Source organism: Streptomyces sp. LS-MS-L19 (genome assembly GCF_058382285.1).
In genome coordinates this window covers 9212811-9229223 of record NZ_JBYCLL010000001.1, presented here as the reverse complement: position 1 = coordinate 9229223, position 16413 = coordinate 9212811, and the positions used below count along the sequence as shown (strand labels likewise).

The following is a 16413-nucleotide window of genomic DNA, read 5'->3' as shown; positions in this document are numbered from 1 at the left end:
GGACACTGCTCCCGGTCAGTCGGCGGCGGGCTGCTCCGCGAGCCCCGCCGTCCACTTCTCCTCGATCCGGCCGACCTTCCACACCACCAGGGCGACGATCCACGTGGCGAAGAACAGGCCCACGATGACGAAGCCGAGGAGGTTGAGGTCGAGGCCGCTGATCCAGTCCCAGAACGGGCCGTGCAGGCCGAGTTTGTCGGCGAGGAGGCCGAGGAGTTCGACCGTGCCGATGAGGAGGGCGACGGCCACGGACAGGCCGGTGATCGTCAGGTTGTAGTAGACCTTGCGGACCGGCTTGGAGAAGGCCCAGCCGTAGGCGAAGTTCATGAAGGAGCCGTCGATGGTGTCGAGGAGGGACATGCCGGCGGCGAACAGGACGGGCAGGGTGAGGATCGCGTACCAGGGCAGTCCCGAGGCCGCGCCGGAGCCGGCCAGGACCAGCAGGGCGATCTCCGTCGCGGTGTCGAAGCCCAGGCCGAAGAGCAGTCCGAGCGGGTACATCTGCCACGGCTTGGTGATCGACTTCATGACGCGGCCCAGCAGACGGTTCATGAACCCGCGGTTGTTCAGCTGCTCCTCCAGCGCCGCCTCGTCGTAACGGCCGGAGCGCATCCGCCGGAACACCTTCCAGATGCCCGCCAGGACGACCAGGTTGACCGCGGCGATGAGGTAGAGGAAGGCGCCCGAGACGGTCGTGCCGATCAGACCGGTCACGTCGTGGAGGCGGGAGTCGTCGTCGCGCACGGGTCCCGCGAGGGCCTTCACGCCGAGTGAGAGCAGCAGCGCCAGGACGAAGACCACGCTGGAGTGGCCGAGCGAGAACCAGAAGCCGACCGACAGCGGCCGCTGCCCCTCCCCCATCAGCTTGCGGGTGGTGTTGTCGATCGCCGCGATGTGGTCGGCGTCGAAGGCGTGCCGCATCCCGAGGGTGTAGGCGGTCACCCCGATGCCGACGCCGAAGGACTTCTCGCCGACGCTGTAGTGGTGCGGGGCGACGATCGCGACGAGGGTGACCCAGCCGATGACGTGCAACGCCACCACGACGGCGGCCATGCCGCCCGCCCTGACCCACTCCTGCCGCGTCATGGAGCCACGGACGCGGTGCCGGACCGAGCCCCTCGCGGGGGCGGTGGCGGGGAGGAGGGGCGGAGCGGAGTCAGGGGCGGCCGTCATCGGGCGGAGGTTCCTTTGCGAAGGGGGTACGGCCGCGATCAGCAGCCTTGTGCCATCCTCCGGTACCTGCAAGTCATGTGCAGTAAAGCCCGTGGCAGGTCTTTCCCACGACTGGGGAAAGTGCCCTGTCAGAGCGTCGCGTGCGGCCCGTCCGGCCTGGCGCGCCGCTGTTCGACCATCTCCCGGCTCAGTTGCTCGGTCTCCGATTCGGGCAGTCGCTCGAAGCCGTCCTCGGTGATGACGGAGACGATCGGGAAGATCCGCCGGTTGATGTCCGGGCCACCGGTCGCGGAGTCGTCGTCGGCTGCGTCGTAGAGCGCCTGGAGCGCGGCGAGCGCGGCCTCGCGGCGGTCGAGCCCCTTGCGGAACAGCTTCTTCAACGCGCCTGAGGCATACGGCGAGCCGGAGCCCTCGGCGTGGAATCCGGTCTTCTCGTAGAGCCCGCCGGCGATGTCGAAGCTGAAGATGCGGCCCCGTTCGCCCTCCGGCCTGGCCGGGTCGTAGCCGGTGAGGAGGGGCACGACGGCGAGGCCCTGCATGGCCTGGCCGAGGTTCTGCCGGATCATGCCGGCCAGGCGCCGGGCCTTGCCGTCGAGGGTCATGGCGACGCCCTCGATCTTCTCGAAGTGGGTGAGCTCGACCTGGTAGAGCTTGACCATGTCGAGGGCCAGCCCGACGGTGCCGGCGAAGGCGACCGCCGTGTGGTCGTCGGCCGGGTGCACCTTCTCCAGGTCGCGCTGGGCGATGAGGTTGCCCATGGTGGCCCTGCGGTCACCGGCGATGAGGACGCCGTCGCGGAAGGAGAGGGCCAGCACGGTGGTGCCGTGCGGCACCTGGTCCGGTGCGGCCCGCACCCCGTCGGGCAGGACCCTGCGGGTGCTGAGCAGCTCGGGGCGGTGGGCCGCCAGGAACTCCGTGAAGGACGACGACCCCGGGGTGAAGAACTCCTCCCCCAGCCGTCCGCCGTGCTCGTTCCACGTCATGGCACTCCCCCTCGCCTCCGGCCGACACCCGGAGTCCTACCAGGAGCACGGGGACCGGAAACGCCGGTCGGCTCAAGCCCCTTGCCCGGGACCCGGCAGCGCCGCTCGGCTCACAGCGCCTTGCGCCGGATCAGCAGGGCGAGCACCAGCAGCCCGGGGAGCAGGGGCAGCCACACGGTCAGCAGCCGGTAGCCGAGCACCGCGGAGGCGGCCGCCACGCCCGGCGCTCCCCCGGCCGTGAGGGCGAGGGCGAGCGCCGCGTCGAGGGTGCCGAGTCCGCCGGGGGTGGGCAGCAGGGCGGCCGCGCTGCTCGCGGTGAGGTAGAGCAGGGCCACCAGCGGCGGGGCCAGCGGCAGCGCGACGGCCCGGGTGACGGCGATCAGCACGACCGCGTGCAGGGCCGCGAAGCCCAGCGAGCCGCACCACAGGGCCGCCGCCCGGCGCGGCCTGGCGTGGACCGCCCTGATGTCGGCCAGGACGAGCGCCAGGGCCCGGCGGCAGCACGGCCACAGTGCGGCCGCGAGGAGCCCGGCCAGGACGACGGCGGCCCCGGCCGCGAACACCCACCCGGCGGAGAGCCGCGGCAGCCCGAGGACACCGGGACAGGCCGTCGCGAGTACGGCGATGAGGGCGGCCCGCGTCAGCCCGCCCGCCGTGGCCTTCACCGCGAGCGCGGTCGCCGAGCGGGCGGCCGGCAGCCCGCACCGCATGAGGAAGCGCAGGTTGACCGCGCCGGTGCCGAGACCGGCCGGCACCAGCTGGCCCGCGGCACCGGCGGCGAACTGCGCGGCCACCAGCCGCCTGGCCGGCAGGGGGCGTAGCACCGCGCCCTGTTGGGCCAGCGCCGAACACACCCAGGTCACGGCGGCGGCCGCGGCGGCGACGAGCAGCCAGCCCCGATCGGCCGTCGCCAGTCGCAGGGCACCGGTCTCCAGGAGGGGCCAGTGGCGGCGGGCCAGACACCCCGCGGCCGTCAGGACGGCAGCCGTGAGGGCGAGTTGCCCGTACGCGCGCCCGCGGCCGAGGGCGACGGCGACCTGCTCGGACGTCATGTCGGCCCGGGTTCGCTCTGTTTCGGCGCGACATGGAGGACCATCCCGGCGGCGGGCCGGGTGGGCCAGTCGCGGGCGTAGGCGGGCGGCGAGCCGCCGGGCCGGGTCAGGACGGCGACGGGCATACGGCGGGACGCGTCGAGGATCTTGCTTTCGGTGCTGTTGGTGTTGGGGCCGAACGCGGCGGCCGAGGTGCACCCGGCGTAGTAGGCGACGGGGACCGACAGGTAGCCGGTGAGCACACAGGGCGGCCGCACTCCCAGGCGGTGCAGCTCGGCCGCGGTGTCCGCCCAGTCCTGGTGGGAGTTGGTGGTGCGGTTCACCGCACGCTCCAGGACGGCGTACTGCACGGCCAGATGGCCCGTCAGCCCGATCGCGAGCAGTACCGCGGCGACCGGACGCCACCGGCCCGCCGGGGTGGTCGCCAGGTGGAACAGCGCGTCGGCGACCGGAATCGCCATCAGGAGGTAGGCGGGCAGCAGGAAGCGGGGCGCCGCGTAGCCGATCAGGAAGAGGTAGGGCACGGCGGCCGTCGCGGCGCAGGCCAGCGGGACGAGGGTGCGTGCCGTGCGCCCGGCCCGCACCGCGACCACCAGGCCGACGGCGGCCAGCAGCGGGAGCACGAACCACCACGTCATGACGGCCGGGTTGGGCAGCGGTCCGGTGCACGGCCGGCACAGGGCCCGGCCGCCGAGGCTGCGCAGTTGGTCGACGACGGCGAACTGCGGGCCGAGGCCGCCCTGGATGCGGGAGCCCTCGTGCAGTCGCTCGGCCAGACCGCCGTAGCTGGTGTACGCCTCGACCACCCACTGCGTGCCGCCCAGGACCAGCCCGGCCACGAGGGCGACGACGAGCCGCGGGCGGCGGGTCATGGCGGCGACGACGAACAGCGGGACGGTGACCCACACGGCGTCGGTGGGCCGCATCCACGCCATGAGCGCGACGCCGGCCACGACGCCCCACAGGGCCCTCGGGTTCTCCCGGGCCCGCAGGAAGCAGCCGACCGCCCCCAGCGCGCCGACGGCGACCCAGTAGTTGGGCATGGCCTGCGGGCCGTAGAACAGGGTGATCCACAGGGAGGCGAACAGGGCGCCGCCGACGGCCAGGACGCGGTCCGGGAAGAGGCCGCGCCAGGTCCGCAGGGCCAGATAGAGGGCGAGGCCGGACAGCACGGCGAGGTAGACGCGCAGGAGTTCGGTCGACGTCGACCAGCTCGCGATCGGGGCCACCAGGAGCGAGACGCCGCGGGCGCGCGGGGCGCTGAAGAAGGCCGCCGGGGCCTGGGTGCCGACCTGGCTGACGTAGACGGTCTCGTCCCAGCCGAGGCCCATCCCGGGCCGGACCAGCAGGAGTTGGCCCAGTGTGAAGGCGGCGGCCACCGCGGCGACGAGTCGCCTGCCCCCGGCCCACGGGGATCCGCCCGGGTCCACCGGCGGGGTTCGTCGTCGCGCACCGGTCAGCAGGGCGCTGTCGCCGTGGGCCATCGTCCTCGTCCACCCCTCACCCCGTCTGCCGCGGGGACTGGTCCATTACAAAGGCAGGGACAAAGTAACCCGCGGCAGAAGGGGGTGCAGGGTGGAGTTCGGCCAAGCGGCGACTGGCCGGATCTCCCGTCGGTGCTCAGCGCGCGTGCGGGGCGCGGTGCGGGGGCTGGCTCGGGGCCGGGCGGTCCCGCGGTGTCGGCACCGGGCGGACGACCGGGCCGTCGTCGCCCAGGGTCACCGGGGTGCCGTGGTGGCGGATCGTCAGGGGGGCGCCCGACACCAGGGTGTACGTCGCCTTGTCCGGGCCGATCTCCACGCGCAGACAGCGGTCCAGGAGCCGGAGGTTGAAGGCGAGCCGGCTGAACCGATCGGGCAGGCGGGGCGCGAAGCGGAGGGAGTCGCCGTCCCGGCGCAGTCCGCCGAACCCGGCGACCAGGGCCGTCCAGGTACCGGCGAGGGAGGCGATGTGGAGTCCGTCGCGGGTGTTGTTCTCCAGGTCCGCGAGGTCCATCAGCGCCGCCTCCGCGGTGTAGGCGTAGGCCAGGGAGAGGTGGCCGGCGCGGGCGGCGACGACCGCCTGGACGCAGGCCGACAGGGAGGAGTCCCGTACGGTCAGCGGTTCGTAGTAGGCGAAGTTGCGGGCGATCTGCTCCTCGTCGTGGAACTCCTCGAACCAGTTGCTGCACAGATACATGGCCAGGACCAGGTCGGCCTGTTTGACGACCTGTTTGCGGTAGAGGTCGAAGTAGGGGAAGTGCAGCATCAGCGGGTACTGGTCGGCGCTCGTGCCGGCGAAGTCCCACGGCTGGTGACGGGTGAAGCCCGCGTGCTGCTCGTGCACCCCGAGCTCGTCGTTGTAGGGGATGTGCACGGCGTCGGCGGCGTCCCGCCAGGCGGCGCTCTCCTCGTCGTCGACGCCGAGCGCGGCGGCCCGCTGCGGGTGGCGGGCGCAGGCCTCGGCGGCGGCGAGGAGGTTCGCGCGGGCCATCAGGTTGGTGTAGGTGTTGTCGTCGGCGATGGCGCTGTACTCGTCGGGCCCGGTGACGCCGTCGATGTGGAAGACGCCGCGGTGGTCGTGGTGGCCCAGCGAGCGCCACAACCGGGCGGTCTCCACCAGGAGTTCGACGCCGGTGTCGCGTTCGAAGGCCAGGTCGCCGGTGGCCTCGGTGTAGCGCACCACGGCGTCCGCGACGGCCGCGTTGACGTGGAAGGCGGCGGTGCCGGCGGGCCAGTACGCCGATCCTTCCGAGCCGTCGATGGTGCGCCAGGGGAACGCGGCCCCCTTCAGGCCGAGTTGGGCGGCGCGGTCGCGGGCGGCGGGCAGGGTGTGCTGCCGCCAGCGCAGGGCTTCGGCGACGGCACGGGGCTCGGTGTAGGTGAGCAGGGGCAGCACGAAGGTCTCGGTGTCCCAGAAGGCGTGGCCGTCGTAGCCGGAGCCGGTCAGGCCCTTGGCGGGGATGGCCCGTTCCTCGGCGCGGGCGCCCGCCTGCAGGACGTGGAAGAGCGCGAAGCGGACCGCCTGCTGGATCTCCTCGTCGCCGTCGACCTCGACGTCGGCCCGACCCCAGAAGTCGTCGAGGTAGCCGCGCTGTTCGTCCAGGAGTCCGTCCCAGCCGCTGTGGGCGGCGGCGGCCAGGGCCGCGTCGACCTGGTCGCTCATCGCGGGCCGGGAGCGGGCGCCGGACCAGCCGTGGGCGACGAGCTTCTCCACCCGCAGCCGCTGTCCCGGCTCCAGCACCGAGGTGACGGTCAGCCGGGCCAGGTCGACCATCTGCTCGCTGCTGGTGGTGGTGCGTCCGGGTCCGTCGATCACGTGGTCGGCGGCCACGGCGACCCTCAGTCCGCTCTGCCGGGTGCGGTGCACCAGCCGCAGCCGGGTGCCCTCGGCGTAGCCCTCCTCGTGCTCCAGGGGGGACTTCAGGGCCTTGGCGGCACGCGGGTCGCCGTTCGGCCCGGGCAGGCTCTCGTTGGTGACCAGCTCGGACTGGATCACCACACGGGTGCGGCTGTCGACGGGCTCCACCTCGTAGGCCACGGCCGCGATCGCCCGCTGGGTGAGGGAGACCAGCCGGGTCGAGCGCACCCGGATCCGGGAGCCGGCCGGTGAGATCCACTCGCAGGACCGCTCCAGGACGCCCCGGCGCAGGTCGAGGGTGCGTTCGTGGGAGACGAGACGGCCGTAGCGCAGGTCGAAGGGCTCGTCGTCGACGAGCAGCCGGATGATCTTGCCGTTGGTGACGTCGATGACGGTCTGGCCGGACTCCGGGTAGCCGTAGCCGGCCTCGGCGTACGGCAGCGGGTGCAGTTCGTGGACGCCGTTGAGGTAGGAGCCGGGCAGGCCGTGCGGTTCGCCCTCGTCGAGGTTGCCGCGCCAGCCGACGTGGCCGTTGGACAGGGCGAACACGGACTCGCTCTGGGCCAGGACGTCGAGCTTGAGGGAGGTCTCGCGGACGGCCCAGGGTTCGACGGTGTAGGAGCGGTCGGTGATCACGCGTGTCCTCCCAGTTCGGCGAGACCCTTCACGACGATGTCCGCGCCGTGCTCGTACAGGGCGTCGGTCTGTCCGACGCGGTCGAGGCCGACGACGTACCCGAAGCCGCCCGCGCGGCCCGCGTCCATGCCGGCGAGGGCGTCCTCGAAGACGGCGGAGCGGGGCGCGTCCAGGCCCAGGTCCTCGGCGGCGGCCAGGAAGGTGTCCGGGCGCGGCTTGCCGGGCAGCTTCCGCTCCTTGGCGACCACGCCGTCGACGCGTACGTCGAAGAGGTCCTCGGCGTCGATCGCGCGCAGCACGTCCCGGCAGTTGGCGCTGGAGGAGACGATCGCGGTGCGCAGTCCCCGGGTGCGGGCGGCGCGGATGTAGGCCAGGGTGTCGTCGTAGGCCTCGACGCCGTCGGTGCGGATCTTCTCCAGGACGAGGGCGTTCTTGCGGTTGCCGAGGCCGTTGACGGTCTCGGCGCCGGGTGGGTCGTCGGCGCTTCCCTCGGGCAGTTCGATGTCGCGGGAGGCCAGGAAGGCGCGTACGCCGTCGGCTCGCGGCAGACCGTCGACGTACTGGTCGTAGTCGTGGTCGTCGAAGGGCCGGAAGTGGTCGCCCTCGCGCTCGCGCAGGAAGGCGTCGAACATCTCCTTCCAGGCCGCCGCGTGCACGACGGCCGTTTTGGTGACGACCCCGTCGAGGTCGAAGAGGCAGGCCTTGATGTCTTCGGGCAGACCGAGATCCGTCATACAGGACACGGTTCCCTGCCTTTCGCTTCGCCAACAGGTGGATTCAGTCGTGCGGGAACGAGTGGTGCTCGTGGGCCACCAGCCAGCGGCCGCGTTCCTTGCGCAGGCCGAAGGTGAGCCGGAGCCGGAAGCCGGGGTGGGCGGCGAGTTCCTCCGGGGTGGCGCAGCGCAGCAGGGCGTGGGCGTAGGCGACGTCGCTGCCGGCGGTGACGTGGAGGGTCTCGATGTCGAAGCAGGCGCCCTGGGCCTGCCAGGCGAAGAAGGGCGGCCAGTGCGCGCGGTAGGCGGCGAGCCCCCGGATGCCGTGGTGGGGCGGGGGCACGTCGAACATCACGATGTCCTGGGCGTGGTCGGCGACCACACCCGCGAGGTCGCCGCGGTGCACGGCGGCGGCCCACGCGGTGATGAGGGCGCGGATCTGCGCCTCGTCGGATGCGTCGGAGTCGTGGGTCACGGTGTGCCCTCCTTTCTCCCCCTTCCGCATCCAGGGTGCCTGGCCGGCCGGTGATCCTCGAATGACACACTCGGCGTGTGCCGCTGACCTTCGACGACCTCGTGACCCGAGCGCGCTCCCTCGCCCAGCACGGCAGGCGGACCGTCCTCGGAATCGCCGGCTCCCCCGGCTCCGGCAAGACGACCCTCGCCGAACGGCTGGTGCGGGCGCTGAACGGCTCGGGCGAGCCCTGGGTGGCGCACGTCCCGATGGACGGCTTCCACCTCGCCGACGTGGAGCTGGACCGGCTCGGGCTGCGCGACCGCAAGGGGGCGCCGGAGACCTTCGACGCGGCCGGTTACGCGGCGCTGCTGCGGCGGCTGCGCGAGGAACGGGACGACGAGATCGTGTACGCGCCGGGTTTCGAGCGGGTCCTGGAGCAGCCGCTCGCCGGGGCGATCCCGGTGTTCCCGACGGCCCGCCTGATCGTGACGGAGGGCAACTACCTGCTGCTGTGGCCCCGGGTCCGCTCACAACTGGACGAGGTGTGGTTCTGCGAGCTGGACGAGAACGAGCGACTGCGCCGCCTCATCGCCCGGCACGAGCAGTTCGGCAAGACCCACGAGGAGGCGGTGGCATGGGTCCTGCGCTCGGACCAGCCGAACGCGCGGCTGGTCGCGGCGACCCGGGACCGGGCGGACCTGGTGGTACCGGCGCTGACACGCACCCAGGGGGCGGGGGAATGAGCGACCAGGGCCCGACCGTGCGTGTCCGGGTGGCCGCCTACGTCCTGCGCCGACGCGCGGGACACCCGGTGGAACTGCTCGTGTTCGACCACGACGCGGACCTGCCACCCGGCACGCATGTCCCGGCGGGGGGCGTGGCCCCGGAGGAGCCACTGGAAGAGGCCGTGGTGCGGGAAGTCGCGGAGGAGAGCGGGCTGACCCGCGTGCGGGTGCTGCGGCCCCTCGCGGAGGAGCACACCCCCCACCCGATCCGCCGCTTCCCCCGCCACACCACCTTCTTCGAACTGGAGGTGGACGACGACGCGGACGTCCCCGACGCGTGGGACCACCAGGTGACGGGCGCGGGGCGCGACAACGGCATGACGTTCCACTGCCGTTTCGAGCCGCTGCCCCTGGCGTTCCCGTTGGCGGACGGCCAGGACGCCTGGTTGGACCGTCTGGAGGCGTGAGGCCCCGGCCCGCTCGGATGCCTTCCTGACTGCGCTCAGCAGGCCGACAGAGTCAGCTCCGGCTCCCCGTGGGCGTCGCCCCCCACGTCCCCGATCATCGCCGTGAACGCCTCCGTGCGTACCGTCAGCCCGGCGCCGTCGCGTGTGAAGGTCGCCGTGAGCGTGGCTCCGGGACCGTAGCGGACGGCGAAGGCGTGCAGGTCGTCGGGGGCGTCCGGCACGGGGTCCGCCTCCAGGGCCGTGGAGCTGACCAGGTGGCGCCAGCCCTCGTCGGGGTTGCCGTAGCCGCGGGGATCGGCGGCCAGCGCGAACGCGGCGAGCTCCTGGGTGGTCTCCGCGCGGGCGTCGAAGTGGTCGATCCCCTCGGCCGAAGGGTGCGTCAGCCGCAGGGCGCCCACGGACGCCACCTCCCCCTCGGCCGTACGGCGCACCCGGTCGCCGTCGTCCTCGGCGTACGGCAGCCCGCCCAGCAGGTAGGGCGTGCCGGAGAGGCGCTCGACGGTCACGGTGGTCCACAGGCTCGTGCCGTCGGTGACGTACAGGGACTGGAGGTGGCGCAGGACGTGGTCGCGGCCGACGACCGGCTTGGTGACGAGCTTGGCCGTGAGGCCGTCGGCGCGCAGGTCGCGGACCCGGACCTCGCCCATGGGGCGGCACAGCAGGAAGCCGTCGACGACCGGACCGAAGCCGTGCTGGCGGTTCACGGCCGCCGGCAGGTAGTACGTGCCGGCCGCCTCGACGACCGCCGGTGTCAGCTGCGAGTCGAAGGCCACCGAGACCGTGCCCGCGCGCAGTTGGTGGCGGGCGGTGGCCGTGGACGGCTCCCGGTGCCAGCGGGTGGTGTCCTGGCTCTGCCAGACCAGCATCCAGGCGAAGTGGCCGTCCACCCCGCCGTCCTCCTTGACCGCGTGCCGGGCCCAGCGGCTGTCGCCCCGGTAGCGGCCGAGGTCGGCGCCGATGCGGGCGCCGAAGTAGCGCAGCCCCAGGACCGACTCGAACGCGGAGTGCTGTTCGCTGTAGCGCGGACCGCCGTTGTCGAAGCCCCCGTTGGTCAGGCGGGCGTCGACGTAGCGGGCGAGCGTGTCGCCGTCCTCGGCGAAGATCTCCTCGCCGCTGATCCGGTGGGCCTGGGCGAGGAAGGACAGGGAGATCGGGCCGTAGTTGTTGTCGTAGGCGCCGCCGTGCTCGGGGGGCAGGGCCGCGCCGCGGTCGGTGACCCGGTGGGCGCGGATCTCGTCGGTGTACAGCTGGAGTGCGCGGGCGCGGACCGACTCCCTTTCCCCGCCGGGCAGATGGGCCGCCAGCATCAGGCCGCCGACCACGCAGCCGATCGCCTGGTTGCCGGCCTCCTGCGGGTTGAAGAAGGTCGCCTCGGTGAGCCAGCGCCAGTATCCGCGGGCCACGTCGAGGAGTTCGGCGCGCTGTCCGTCGTCGACCAGTCCGTCGGCGGCGTCGAGGATGTTCACCGCCTGGAGCAGCGCCCACACCGTGCTGGGCCAGTCCCCGATGGGGTGCGCGCCGGCCGCGAGGGTGTAACGGGCGTACGGCAGGCCCGAGTTCCGCTGCCTGAGGTTCGGGTAGCCGGGGTTGTCTTCGGTATACACCCGCTCGCGCAGGTGGAAGGCGAGGCTGCGGGCGACCGCGTCCGGGAGCCTCGGGTCCTTGCCGCGCTGCCAGGCGTGGGCGAGCAGCGAGGTGATGCCGAGGGAGGTGTCGCCGATGTCGTCGACGCAGTCGGGGTGTTCGAGGCTGCCCTCGGGCGTGAGGCGGGCGAGGGCCTGCTCGGTGACGTCGGCGAGGACCGCGTCGTAGGCCTCCGGGGTGTCCGGCAGGTCGTGGAGCGGACCGAGCTGGCGGGGGAGGTGCACGGGGATCAGTCCTTCATGCCTGAGAGGTGGCGCGCAGTGTGAGGGTCAGTGCCTGCGGTCCGTGCCCACCGAGGTAGACGCGGTTCCCGGTGGTCGCGTCGGTGCCGCCGGTCACGGTGTAGTCCTGGCCCGGGTCGTAGCGCAGTATGTCGCTCCGGTCGGGTCCGGCGAGCGGTTCGCCCGTCTCGACGGTGGCCTCGACCCGGATCCCGTCGTCGCCGACGCGGTAGGTCATCGGTTCGGTCGTCAGGCACCAGCGTCCGTCGCCGAGCGGTACGGCGCCCTGCGGTTCGCCGCCCGGCCGGAAGGTCAGTTCGAGGGCCCAGGGCACCGTCGGCCCGCTGATGTCGATCCGCAGGTCGGCCCCGTCCTCCCGGAGGTCGACCTCCACTCGGGTCGTGTGGGTGACCTCGTCCTGAGGGCGGTCGGGGAAAGCCATCGCCGCGGAGAAGCGGCCCTCGTCCACCAGGCGGTAGGCGCCGTCGTCGCGCCTGCGGTCCTTGGGGAGCGGCTGGTAGTAGGCGCTGGTGAGGGTCTGGGTGAGCCGGTACCGGTGGTCGTCGAGCCGTTCCATGTCGGCGGCGCGGAACGGGCCCAGGTCGAAGAAGGCGCGCGAGAGGCGGACCGCGTCGAGGACGGCGGCACCGGCGAACAGGCGCAGGAAGGTGGGGTTGCAGGCGAGGCCCGAGCGGATGCGCCGGTGCTCGGGCACGTCGGAGCCGCCGTGGACCACGGTGTGCGCGGTGGCCGAGACGTGGGCGGCGAGACGTGCGGTGGGGAGGTACCGGTGGCGCGGGAGCTGCTCCGCGTCCGGGTCCGGCAGGGCGCGGGACAGGTCCGGGGTGAGGAGCGTCTGGGCGAGCAGGTCGGGATCGTGGATGCCGTCGGCGGCGGCGAGGCGGGCCGCGCGGGCGAAGTCGCCCCGGCCGGTGCGGATCGCGAGCAGCCGGTAGTGCGGGAGGTAGGGCCACAGCGCGAACGGCATCCGCTGGTCCTGGCGGCGGGAGTGGACGGTCTCCACGGTGCCGTCCGGCCTGATCAGGTCCAGGGTCGCGGTGAGGTTGCGTTCGACGGCGTCCACCAGGTCCGGGCGCCCGAGCACCTCGGCCAGCAACAGGAGCGCCGGGTTGGTCACGATGGACGCGTAGACGGCGCTGCGTTCCGAGTACAGGCCGTCGGCGTCGATGTCGACGCCCTCGGCGAGCCACTCCTCGGCGCGGGCGAGGAGCCGGTCGTCGGGGAAGGACCGGTGCAGCCGGGCGAGCGCCGCGCTCAGCTCCCAGCGGTGGTTCGGGGTGTGCACGCCACCGGTCAGGAGCGCCTCGGTGGCGGCTGTCGCGATCTCGGCCAGCGCCGCCCTGACCTCGTGCAGCTCCGGCCCCGCGCCGGCCGCGAGGACGTACGCGTCGCACACGTCGTTGACGGTGAACGCGGAGTCCGGCGGCGACTGCACGTTGTCGCCGCCCGCGAAGAGGCCCGAGGCCGTCTGCACGGACCGCAGGGCACGCAGGTGGGTCAGCGCGGCGGCGACGGCCCGCTCACTGCCGTGCAGGGCCGACTCCGGCGAGCGGTACGCCGCGACCAGGGTCTTCACCCGCCGGGCCAGGGCGCGGTGCGGCTCGATGAACTCCGCCGACGGGTCGGCCGACCCGTCGGCGGCGAGCGCTGCCGCGCGGACGAACTCGTGGTCGAGCGGGAAGGGCAACGTCAGTCCTTCAGTCCGGCGTTGATGTCGGCACCCATGACGTACTTCTGGAAGACCAGGAAGATCGCGATCAGCGGGATCATGGAGATCACCGACGCGCCCAGCAGGACCGACCAGTTGATGTTCTGCGCGCCGACGATGCTCTGGATACCGATCTGCACGGTGAACTTGTTGGGGTCGTTCAGCATCAGCAGCGGCCAGATGTAGTCGTTCCAGCGCCACTGGAAGGACAGGATGGCGAGGGTCAGCATGATGGGCCGGGACAGCGGCACCATGATCCGCGCGAAGATGGCCAGTTCGCGGGCGCCGTCGATGCGGGCGGCCTCCACGAGTTCGTCGGGGACCGTCAGGAAGAACTGGCGGAACATGAAGCATCCGGTCGCGGTGAGCACGGCCGGGAGGATGATGCCGGCGAACGAGTTGTAGAGGCCGAGGTTGCGGACCACCAGGAACTCGGGGGCGAGCATGACCTCGGACGGCAGCATCGTGGTGGCCAGGATGCAGATGAAGAAGAACTTGAGCCACTTGTTGTCGTACTTGGCCAGGGCGTAGCCGGTGCAGCAGCTGACACCCACCGTGAGGATTGTCGTGACCACGCACACGATGGCCGTGTTGATGAAGTACTGGGAGAAGTTGGCGCTGTCCCAGGCCGCCTTGAATCCCGACAGGGTGGGGTTGTGCGGGACCAGCGTCAGGGGATAGGAGAACAGGTCGCTGGACGGCTTCAGGGAGCTGAGGATGAACCACAGCACCGGGAAGCCGTACAGGCACGCCATGATCCACAGCAGTGTCGTCGCGGACACGGCCTGCCGGAGCCCCCCGGTGGCCGTCCTGCGGGGCCGCTTCTTGGAGACGCTCCGCCGGGAGCCGACGTCGGCCGGGCGCGGGATGTCTGTGGTTGTCATCGGTTCTCCACCCGTCGGTTGACGATCAGCTGGATGATCGCGACGGCCATCAGGATGAGCATGAGCACGAACGACGCGGCGCTCGCGTAGCCGATCTGGCCCCGCTTGAAGCCGGTCTCGTAGATGTACTGGACGAGCAGGTTGTTCGAGGTGCCGGGTCCGCCGTTGTTGAGGGCGACGAACACCGGGTACTCCTTCATCGAGTTGATCGTGTTGAGCAGGATCACGATGAACGAGGTGGGCGCGATGCTCGGCAGGGTGATGCTGAAGAACTGGCGCCAGGGGCCGGCGCCGTCGAGCGAGGCCGCCTCGTAGTACGACACCGGCACGTTCTTGATCGCCGCGATGAACAGCAGCATCGTGAAGCCCGTCCAGGCCCAGGCCGCCGCCATCACGACCACGAGCAGCGAGAGGTCCGCGTTCGACTGCCACGGCACGGCGTCCCCGCCGAACTTCTCGATGACGTAGTTGACCAGGCCGAAGTTCTCACCGAACATCCACCGCCACAGGACACCCACGACGATGGGCGACAGCAGCCAGGGGATGAAGAACACGACGCGGGCGACGGACCCGCCCTTGGCGTGCTTGCTCACCACGAGGTTGGCGGCGAGCAGCGAGACCACGAAGTTCAGCGGGACGAAGAGGACCGTGTACAGCAGCGTCCGGGTCAGCGCGTCGTAGAACGTGGAGTCCCCGAAGAGGTTCTGGTAATTGTCCAGCCCGATCCACTGGAACGCCCCCACGCCCGTGTAGTTGGTGAACGAGTAGAGGAGCCCGATCACCGCCGGCCAGACGAAGAACAGCGCGAAGAGCACGACGTTGGCCGCGATGAGGACGAGCGGCGCAAGGGTGTACTTGCTGCGTCTCCTTGGCGGACTCGGCGAGCTCACCGACACGACCGAGGCGCGTTTTGTCATCTTCCTGTCTCCGTGCTGGTGGAAGGGATTGCTGCGGGCTCAGGCCCTGAGCCCGGCGTCCGGGGGCGGCCGGGGCCGGGCGGCGGGGTGGGGACACCGCCGCCCGGGCGCTGGTGGCCTGCGGTCAGCCGCCGACCTGCTGGTTGTAGCCGTCCACGATGTTCTGCAGGGCCTTGTCGGCCGACTGCTGGCCGTTGATCGCCTTGCCGAGCTCCGTCTTGGTCGGGTCCTCGGTCAGGCTCTTGCCCTTCAGCACCCACTGCGTCTGCGCGTTGTTGAAGTAGCCGGAGATCGGCGCGTAGAGCGGGATCTCCTGGTTGTAGAGCTTGAACGCCGCCTGCGCCGCCTCGGACTTGAAGGGGTACGTCGGGTTCAGACCGCTCTCGACCGGCAGGAAGCCGGACGTCTCGCACAGGACCTTGTAGTGGGCCGGCTCGTACAGCCACGACAGGAACTTCGTGGCGGCGGTGGCCGCGGCGCCGTTGTTGTTGAAGCCCACGACCATGCCGCCGCTGTTGACGTCACTGGCCTGCACCGGCTGGGCGGGGGTCGGGACGCTCGCCCACTCGAACTTCTTGATGCTGTCCGCGAAGGCGGGCACCTGCCACACACCGGACCAGTAGGCGACGACGTCACCGCTCTGGAACATGGCGGACGGGTCGGCGCCGGACGTCCACACCGACTTCGGCATGGTCTTGTCGTCGTTCCAGCCGACGAAGGTGTTCACGGCCTTCTTGGTGGCGTCGTCCACCGAGAACTTGCCGGAGTCGTCGGCGTGGACGTACTTGCCGCCCATCTCGTACACCATGGCGCGCAGCCGGGACGGCGACTGGTCGAAGGTCAGGGAGTACTTGGCGCCGGTCTTCTCGCGGACCTTGTTGGCCGCGGCGATGAAGTCGGTCCAGGTCCAGGTCTTCGCCGGGTCGGTCGGGAAGGAGACGCCGGCCTTCTCGAAGAGCGACTTGTTGATGAACAGGCCGGACGCGGTGACGTCGGAGGGGATGGAGAGCACCTTGCCGGAGGAGTCCTTGGCAAGGAAGTTCTGGTTGATGTTGTTGCTCTTCTTGTCGGCGATGGACTTGAGGTCGATCAGCTTGCTCGACCAGATCGGGTCCAGCGCCGGGACGGCGGCCACGTCGGGCAGGGAGTTCGCCTGTGCGGCGTTGTGCAGCTTCGTCGTGTAGCCGTCGTAGGGGATGTTGACGAGCTTGATGCTGACGCCGGCTTCCTTCTTGTAGTCGGCCACCACCTTCTTCCAGCCCGCGTCCTGGCCCGGAACGGTGGAGATCCAGAAGGTCAGCGACTTGGACGTGCCGCCGGAGCCGGAGTCCCCTCCGCAGGCGGTGAGCGTCAGTGCACCTGCCGTGACAACGGCAGCGAGCGGAACCAGGCGGCGCATCCCGCCGCGGCCGAGTCGGCGCGTGCGCCGTACACCCACAGTGGTCATCTTCGATCCCTTGTTTTCGTCGTAGG

The 16413-nt window shown here is 71.5% G+C and carries 14 protein-coding genes; 2 read left to right on the top strand and 12 right to left on the bottom strand.

Annotation, left to right across the window (positions count from 1 at the left end; all coding sequences use genetic code 11):
* Nucleotides 1–15 precede the first annotated feature (15 nt).
* The 7 genes from nicT to AC2XR2_RS41175 form a co-directional block, all read right to left on the bottom strand.
* Complete coding sequence (gene nicT, locus AC2XR2_RS41205; protein WP_491517928.1) at nt 16–1173, bottom strand: Nickel transporter NicT; 1158 nt, start codon at nt 1171–1173, stop codon at nt 16–18.
* A 128-nt stretch (nt 1174–1301) separates the two neighbouring features.
* Nucleotides 1302–2156 (bottom strand): proteasome subunit beta, encoded by an 855-nt coding sequence (gene prcB, locus AC2XR2_RS41200; protein WP_491517927.1) that lies wholly within the window; start codon nt 2154–2156, stop codon nt 1302–1304.
* 110 nt (nt 2157–2266) lie between these two features.
* Nucleotides 2267–3208, bottom strand: a complete 942-nt coding sequence (locus tag AC2XR2_RS41195; protein ID WP_491517926.1) for a lysylphosphatidylglycerol synthase domain-containing protein — start codon at nt 3206–3208, stop codon at nt 2267–2269.
* Nucleotides 3205–4692: a hypothetical protein gene (locus AC2XR2_RS41190; RefSeq protein ID WP_491517925.1), complete on the bottom strand. Its 1488-nt coding sequence runs from the start codon at nt 4690–4692 to the stop codon at nt 3205–3207. The genes AC2XR2_RS41195 and AC2XR2_RS41190 overlap by 4 nt, the downstream gene beginning before the upstream one ends.
* A gap of 136 nt (nt 4693–4828) precedes the next feature.
* Nucleotides 4829–7183 (bottom strand): glycoside hydrolase family 65 protein, encoded by a 2355-nt coding sequence (locus tag AC2XR2_RS41185; protein WP_491517924.1) that lies wholly within the window; start codon nt 7181–7183, stop codon nt 4829–4831.
* The gene (locus AC2XR2_RS41180; RefSeq protein ID WP_491517923.1) at nt 7180–7917 is read right to left on the bottom strand and encodes a beta-phosphoglucomutase family hydrolase; all 738 of its coding nucleotides are present in this window, start codon (nt 7915–7917) and stop codon (nt 7180–7182) included. The genes AC2XR2_RS41185 and AC2XR2_RS41180 overlap by 4 nt, the downstream gene beginning before the upstream one ends.
* 43 nt (nt 7918–7960) lie before the next feature.
* Nucleotides 7961–8401 (bottom strand): YybH family protein, encoded by a 441-nt coding sequence (locus AC2XR2_RS41175; protein ID WP_381298135.1) that lies wholly within the window; start codon nt 8399–8401, stop codon nt 7961–7963.
* A gap of 47 nt (nt 8402–8448) precedes the next feature.
* Here AC2XR2_RS41175 and AC2XR2_RS41170 point away from each other — a divergent pair, with 47 nt between their 5' ends.
* Complete coding sequence (locus AC2XR2_RS41170; protein ID WP_381298133.1) at nt 8449–9096, top strand: nucleoside/nucleotide kinase family protein; 648 nt, start codon at nt 8449–8451, stop codon at nt 9094–9096.
* Nucleotides 9093–9545, top strand: coding sequence for an NUDIX domain-containing protein (locus AC2XR2_RS41165; RefSeq protein WP_381298131.1), 453 nt, complete (start codon nt 9093–9095; stop codon nt 9543–9545). The genes AC2XR2_RS41170 and AC2XR2_RS41165 overlap by 4 nt, the downstream gene beginning before the upstream one ends.
* Before the next feature lie 35 nt (nt 9546–9580).
* Here the strand turns inward: AC2XR2_RS41165 and AC2XR2_RS41160 are convergent, their stop codons facing one another.
* The 5 genes from AC2XR2_RS41160 to AC2XR2_RS41140 form a co-directional block, all read right to left on the bottom strand.
* Entirely contained in the window at nt 9581–11413 is a 1833-nt protein-coding gene (locus tag AC2XR2_RS41160) for a hypothetical protein (protein WP_491517922.1), read from the bottom strand.
* 13 nt (nt 11414–11426) lie between these two features.
* The gene (locus AC2XR2_RS41155) at nt 11427–13118 is read right to left on the bottom strand and encodes a hypothetical protein (protein ID WP_491517921.1); all 1692 of its coding nucleotides are present in this window, start codon (nt 13116–13118) and stop codon (nt 11427–11429) included.
* A gap of 2 nt (nt 13119–13120) precedes the next feature.
* Nucleotides 13121–14023, bottom strand: a complete 903-nt coding sequence (locus AC2XR2_RS41150; protein ID WP_381298126.1) for a carbohydrate ABC transporter permease — start codon at nt 14021–14023, stop codon at nt 13121–13123.
* Nucleotides 14020–14940, bottom strand: coding sequence for a carbohydrate ABC transporter permease (locus tag AC2XR2_RS41145; RefSeq protein WP_449352965.1), 921 nt, complete (start codon nt 14938–14940; stop codon nt 14020–14022). Before AC2XR2_RS41145 ends, AC2XR2_RS41150 begins: the two co-directional genes overlap by 4 nt.
* Nucleotides 14941–15064: 124 nt before the next feature.
* Nucleotides 15065–16387: an extracellular solute-binding protein gene (locus tag AC2XR2_RS41140; protein ID WP_330262481.1), complete on the bottom strand. Its 1323-nt coding sequence runs from the start codon at nt 16385–16387 to the stop codon at nt 15065–15067.
* Nucleotides 16388–16413 lie beyond the last annotated feature (26 nt).

Bases quoted from the DNA above. Each gene is read 5' to 3' on its own strand.
- nicT (WP_491517928.1), bottom strand. From the start codon at position 1,173: ATGACGGCCGCCCCTGACTCCGCTCCGCCCCTCCTCCCCGCCACCGCC.
- AC2XR2_RS41140 (WP_330262481.1), bottom strand. From the start codon at position 16,387: ATGACCACTGTGGGTGTACGGCGCACGCGCCGACTCGGCCGCGGCGGG.
- AC2XR2_RS41165 (WP_381298131.1), top strand. From the start codon at position 9,093: ATGAGCGACCAGGGCCCGACCGTGCGTGTCCGGGTGGCCGCCTACGTC.
- AC2XR2_RS41180 (WP_491517923.1), bottom strand. From the start codon at position 7,917: ATGACGGATCTCGGTCTGCCCGAAGACATCAAGGCCTGCCTCTTCGAC.
- AC2XR2_RS41195 (WP_491517926.1), bottom strand. From the start codon at position 3,208: ATGACGTCCGAGCAGGTCGCCGTCGCCCTCGGCCGCGGGCGCGCGTAC.
- prcB (WP_491517927.1), bottom strand. From the start codon at position 2,156: ATGACGTGGAACGAGCACGGCGGACGGCTGGGGGAGGAGTTCTTCACC.
- AC2XR2_RS41190 (WP_491517925.1), bottom strand. From the start codon at position 4,692: ATGGCCCACGGCGACAGCGCCCTGCTGACCGGTGCGCGACGACGAACC.
- AC2XR2_RS41145 (WP_449352965.1), bottom strand. From the start codon at position 14,940: ATGACAAAACGCGCCTCGGTCGTGTCGGTGAGCTCGCCGAGTCCGCCA.
- AC2XR2_RS41150 (WP_381298126.1), bottom strand. From the start codon at position 14,023: ATGACAACCACAGACATCCCGCGCCCGGCCGACGTCGGCTCCCGGCGG.
- AC2XR2_RS41175 (WP_381298135.1), bottom strand. From the start codon at position 8,401: ATGCGGAAGGGGGAGAAAGGAGGGCACACCGTGACCCACGACTCCGAC.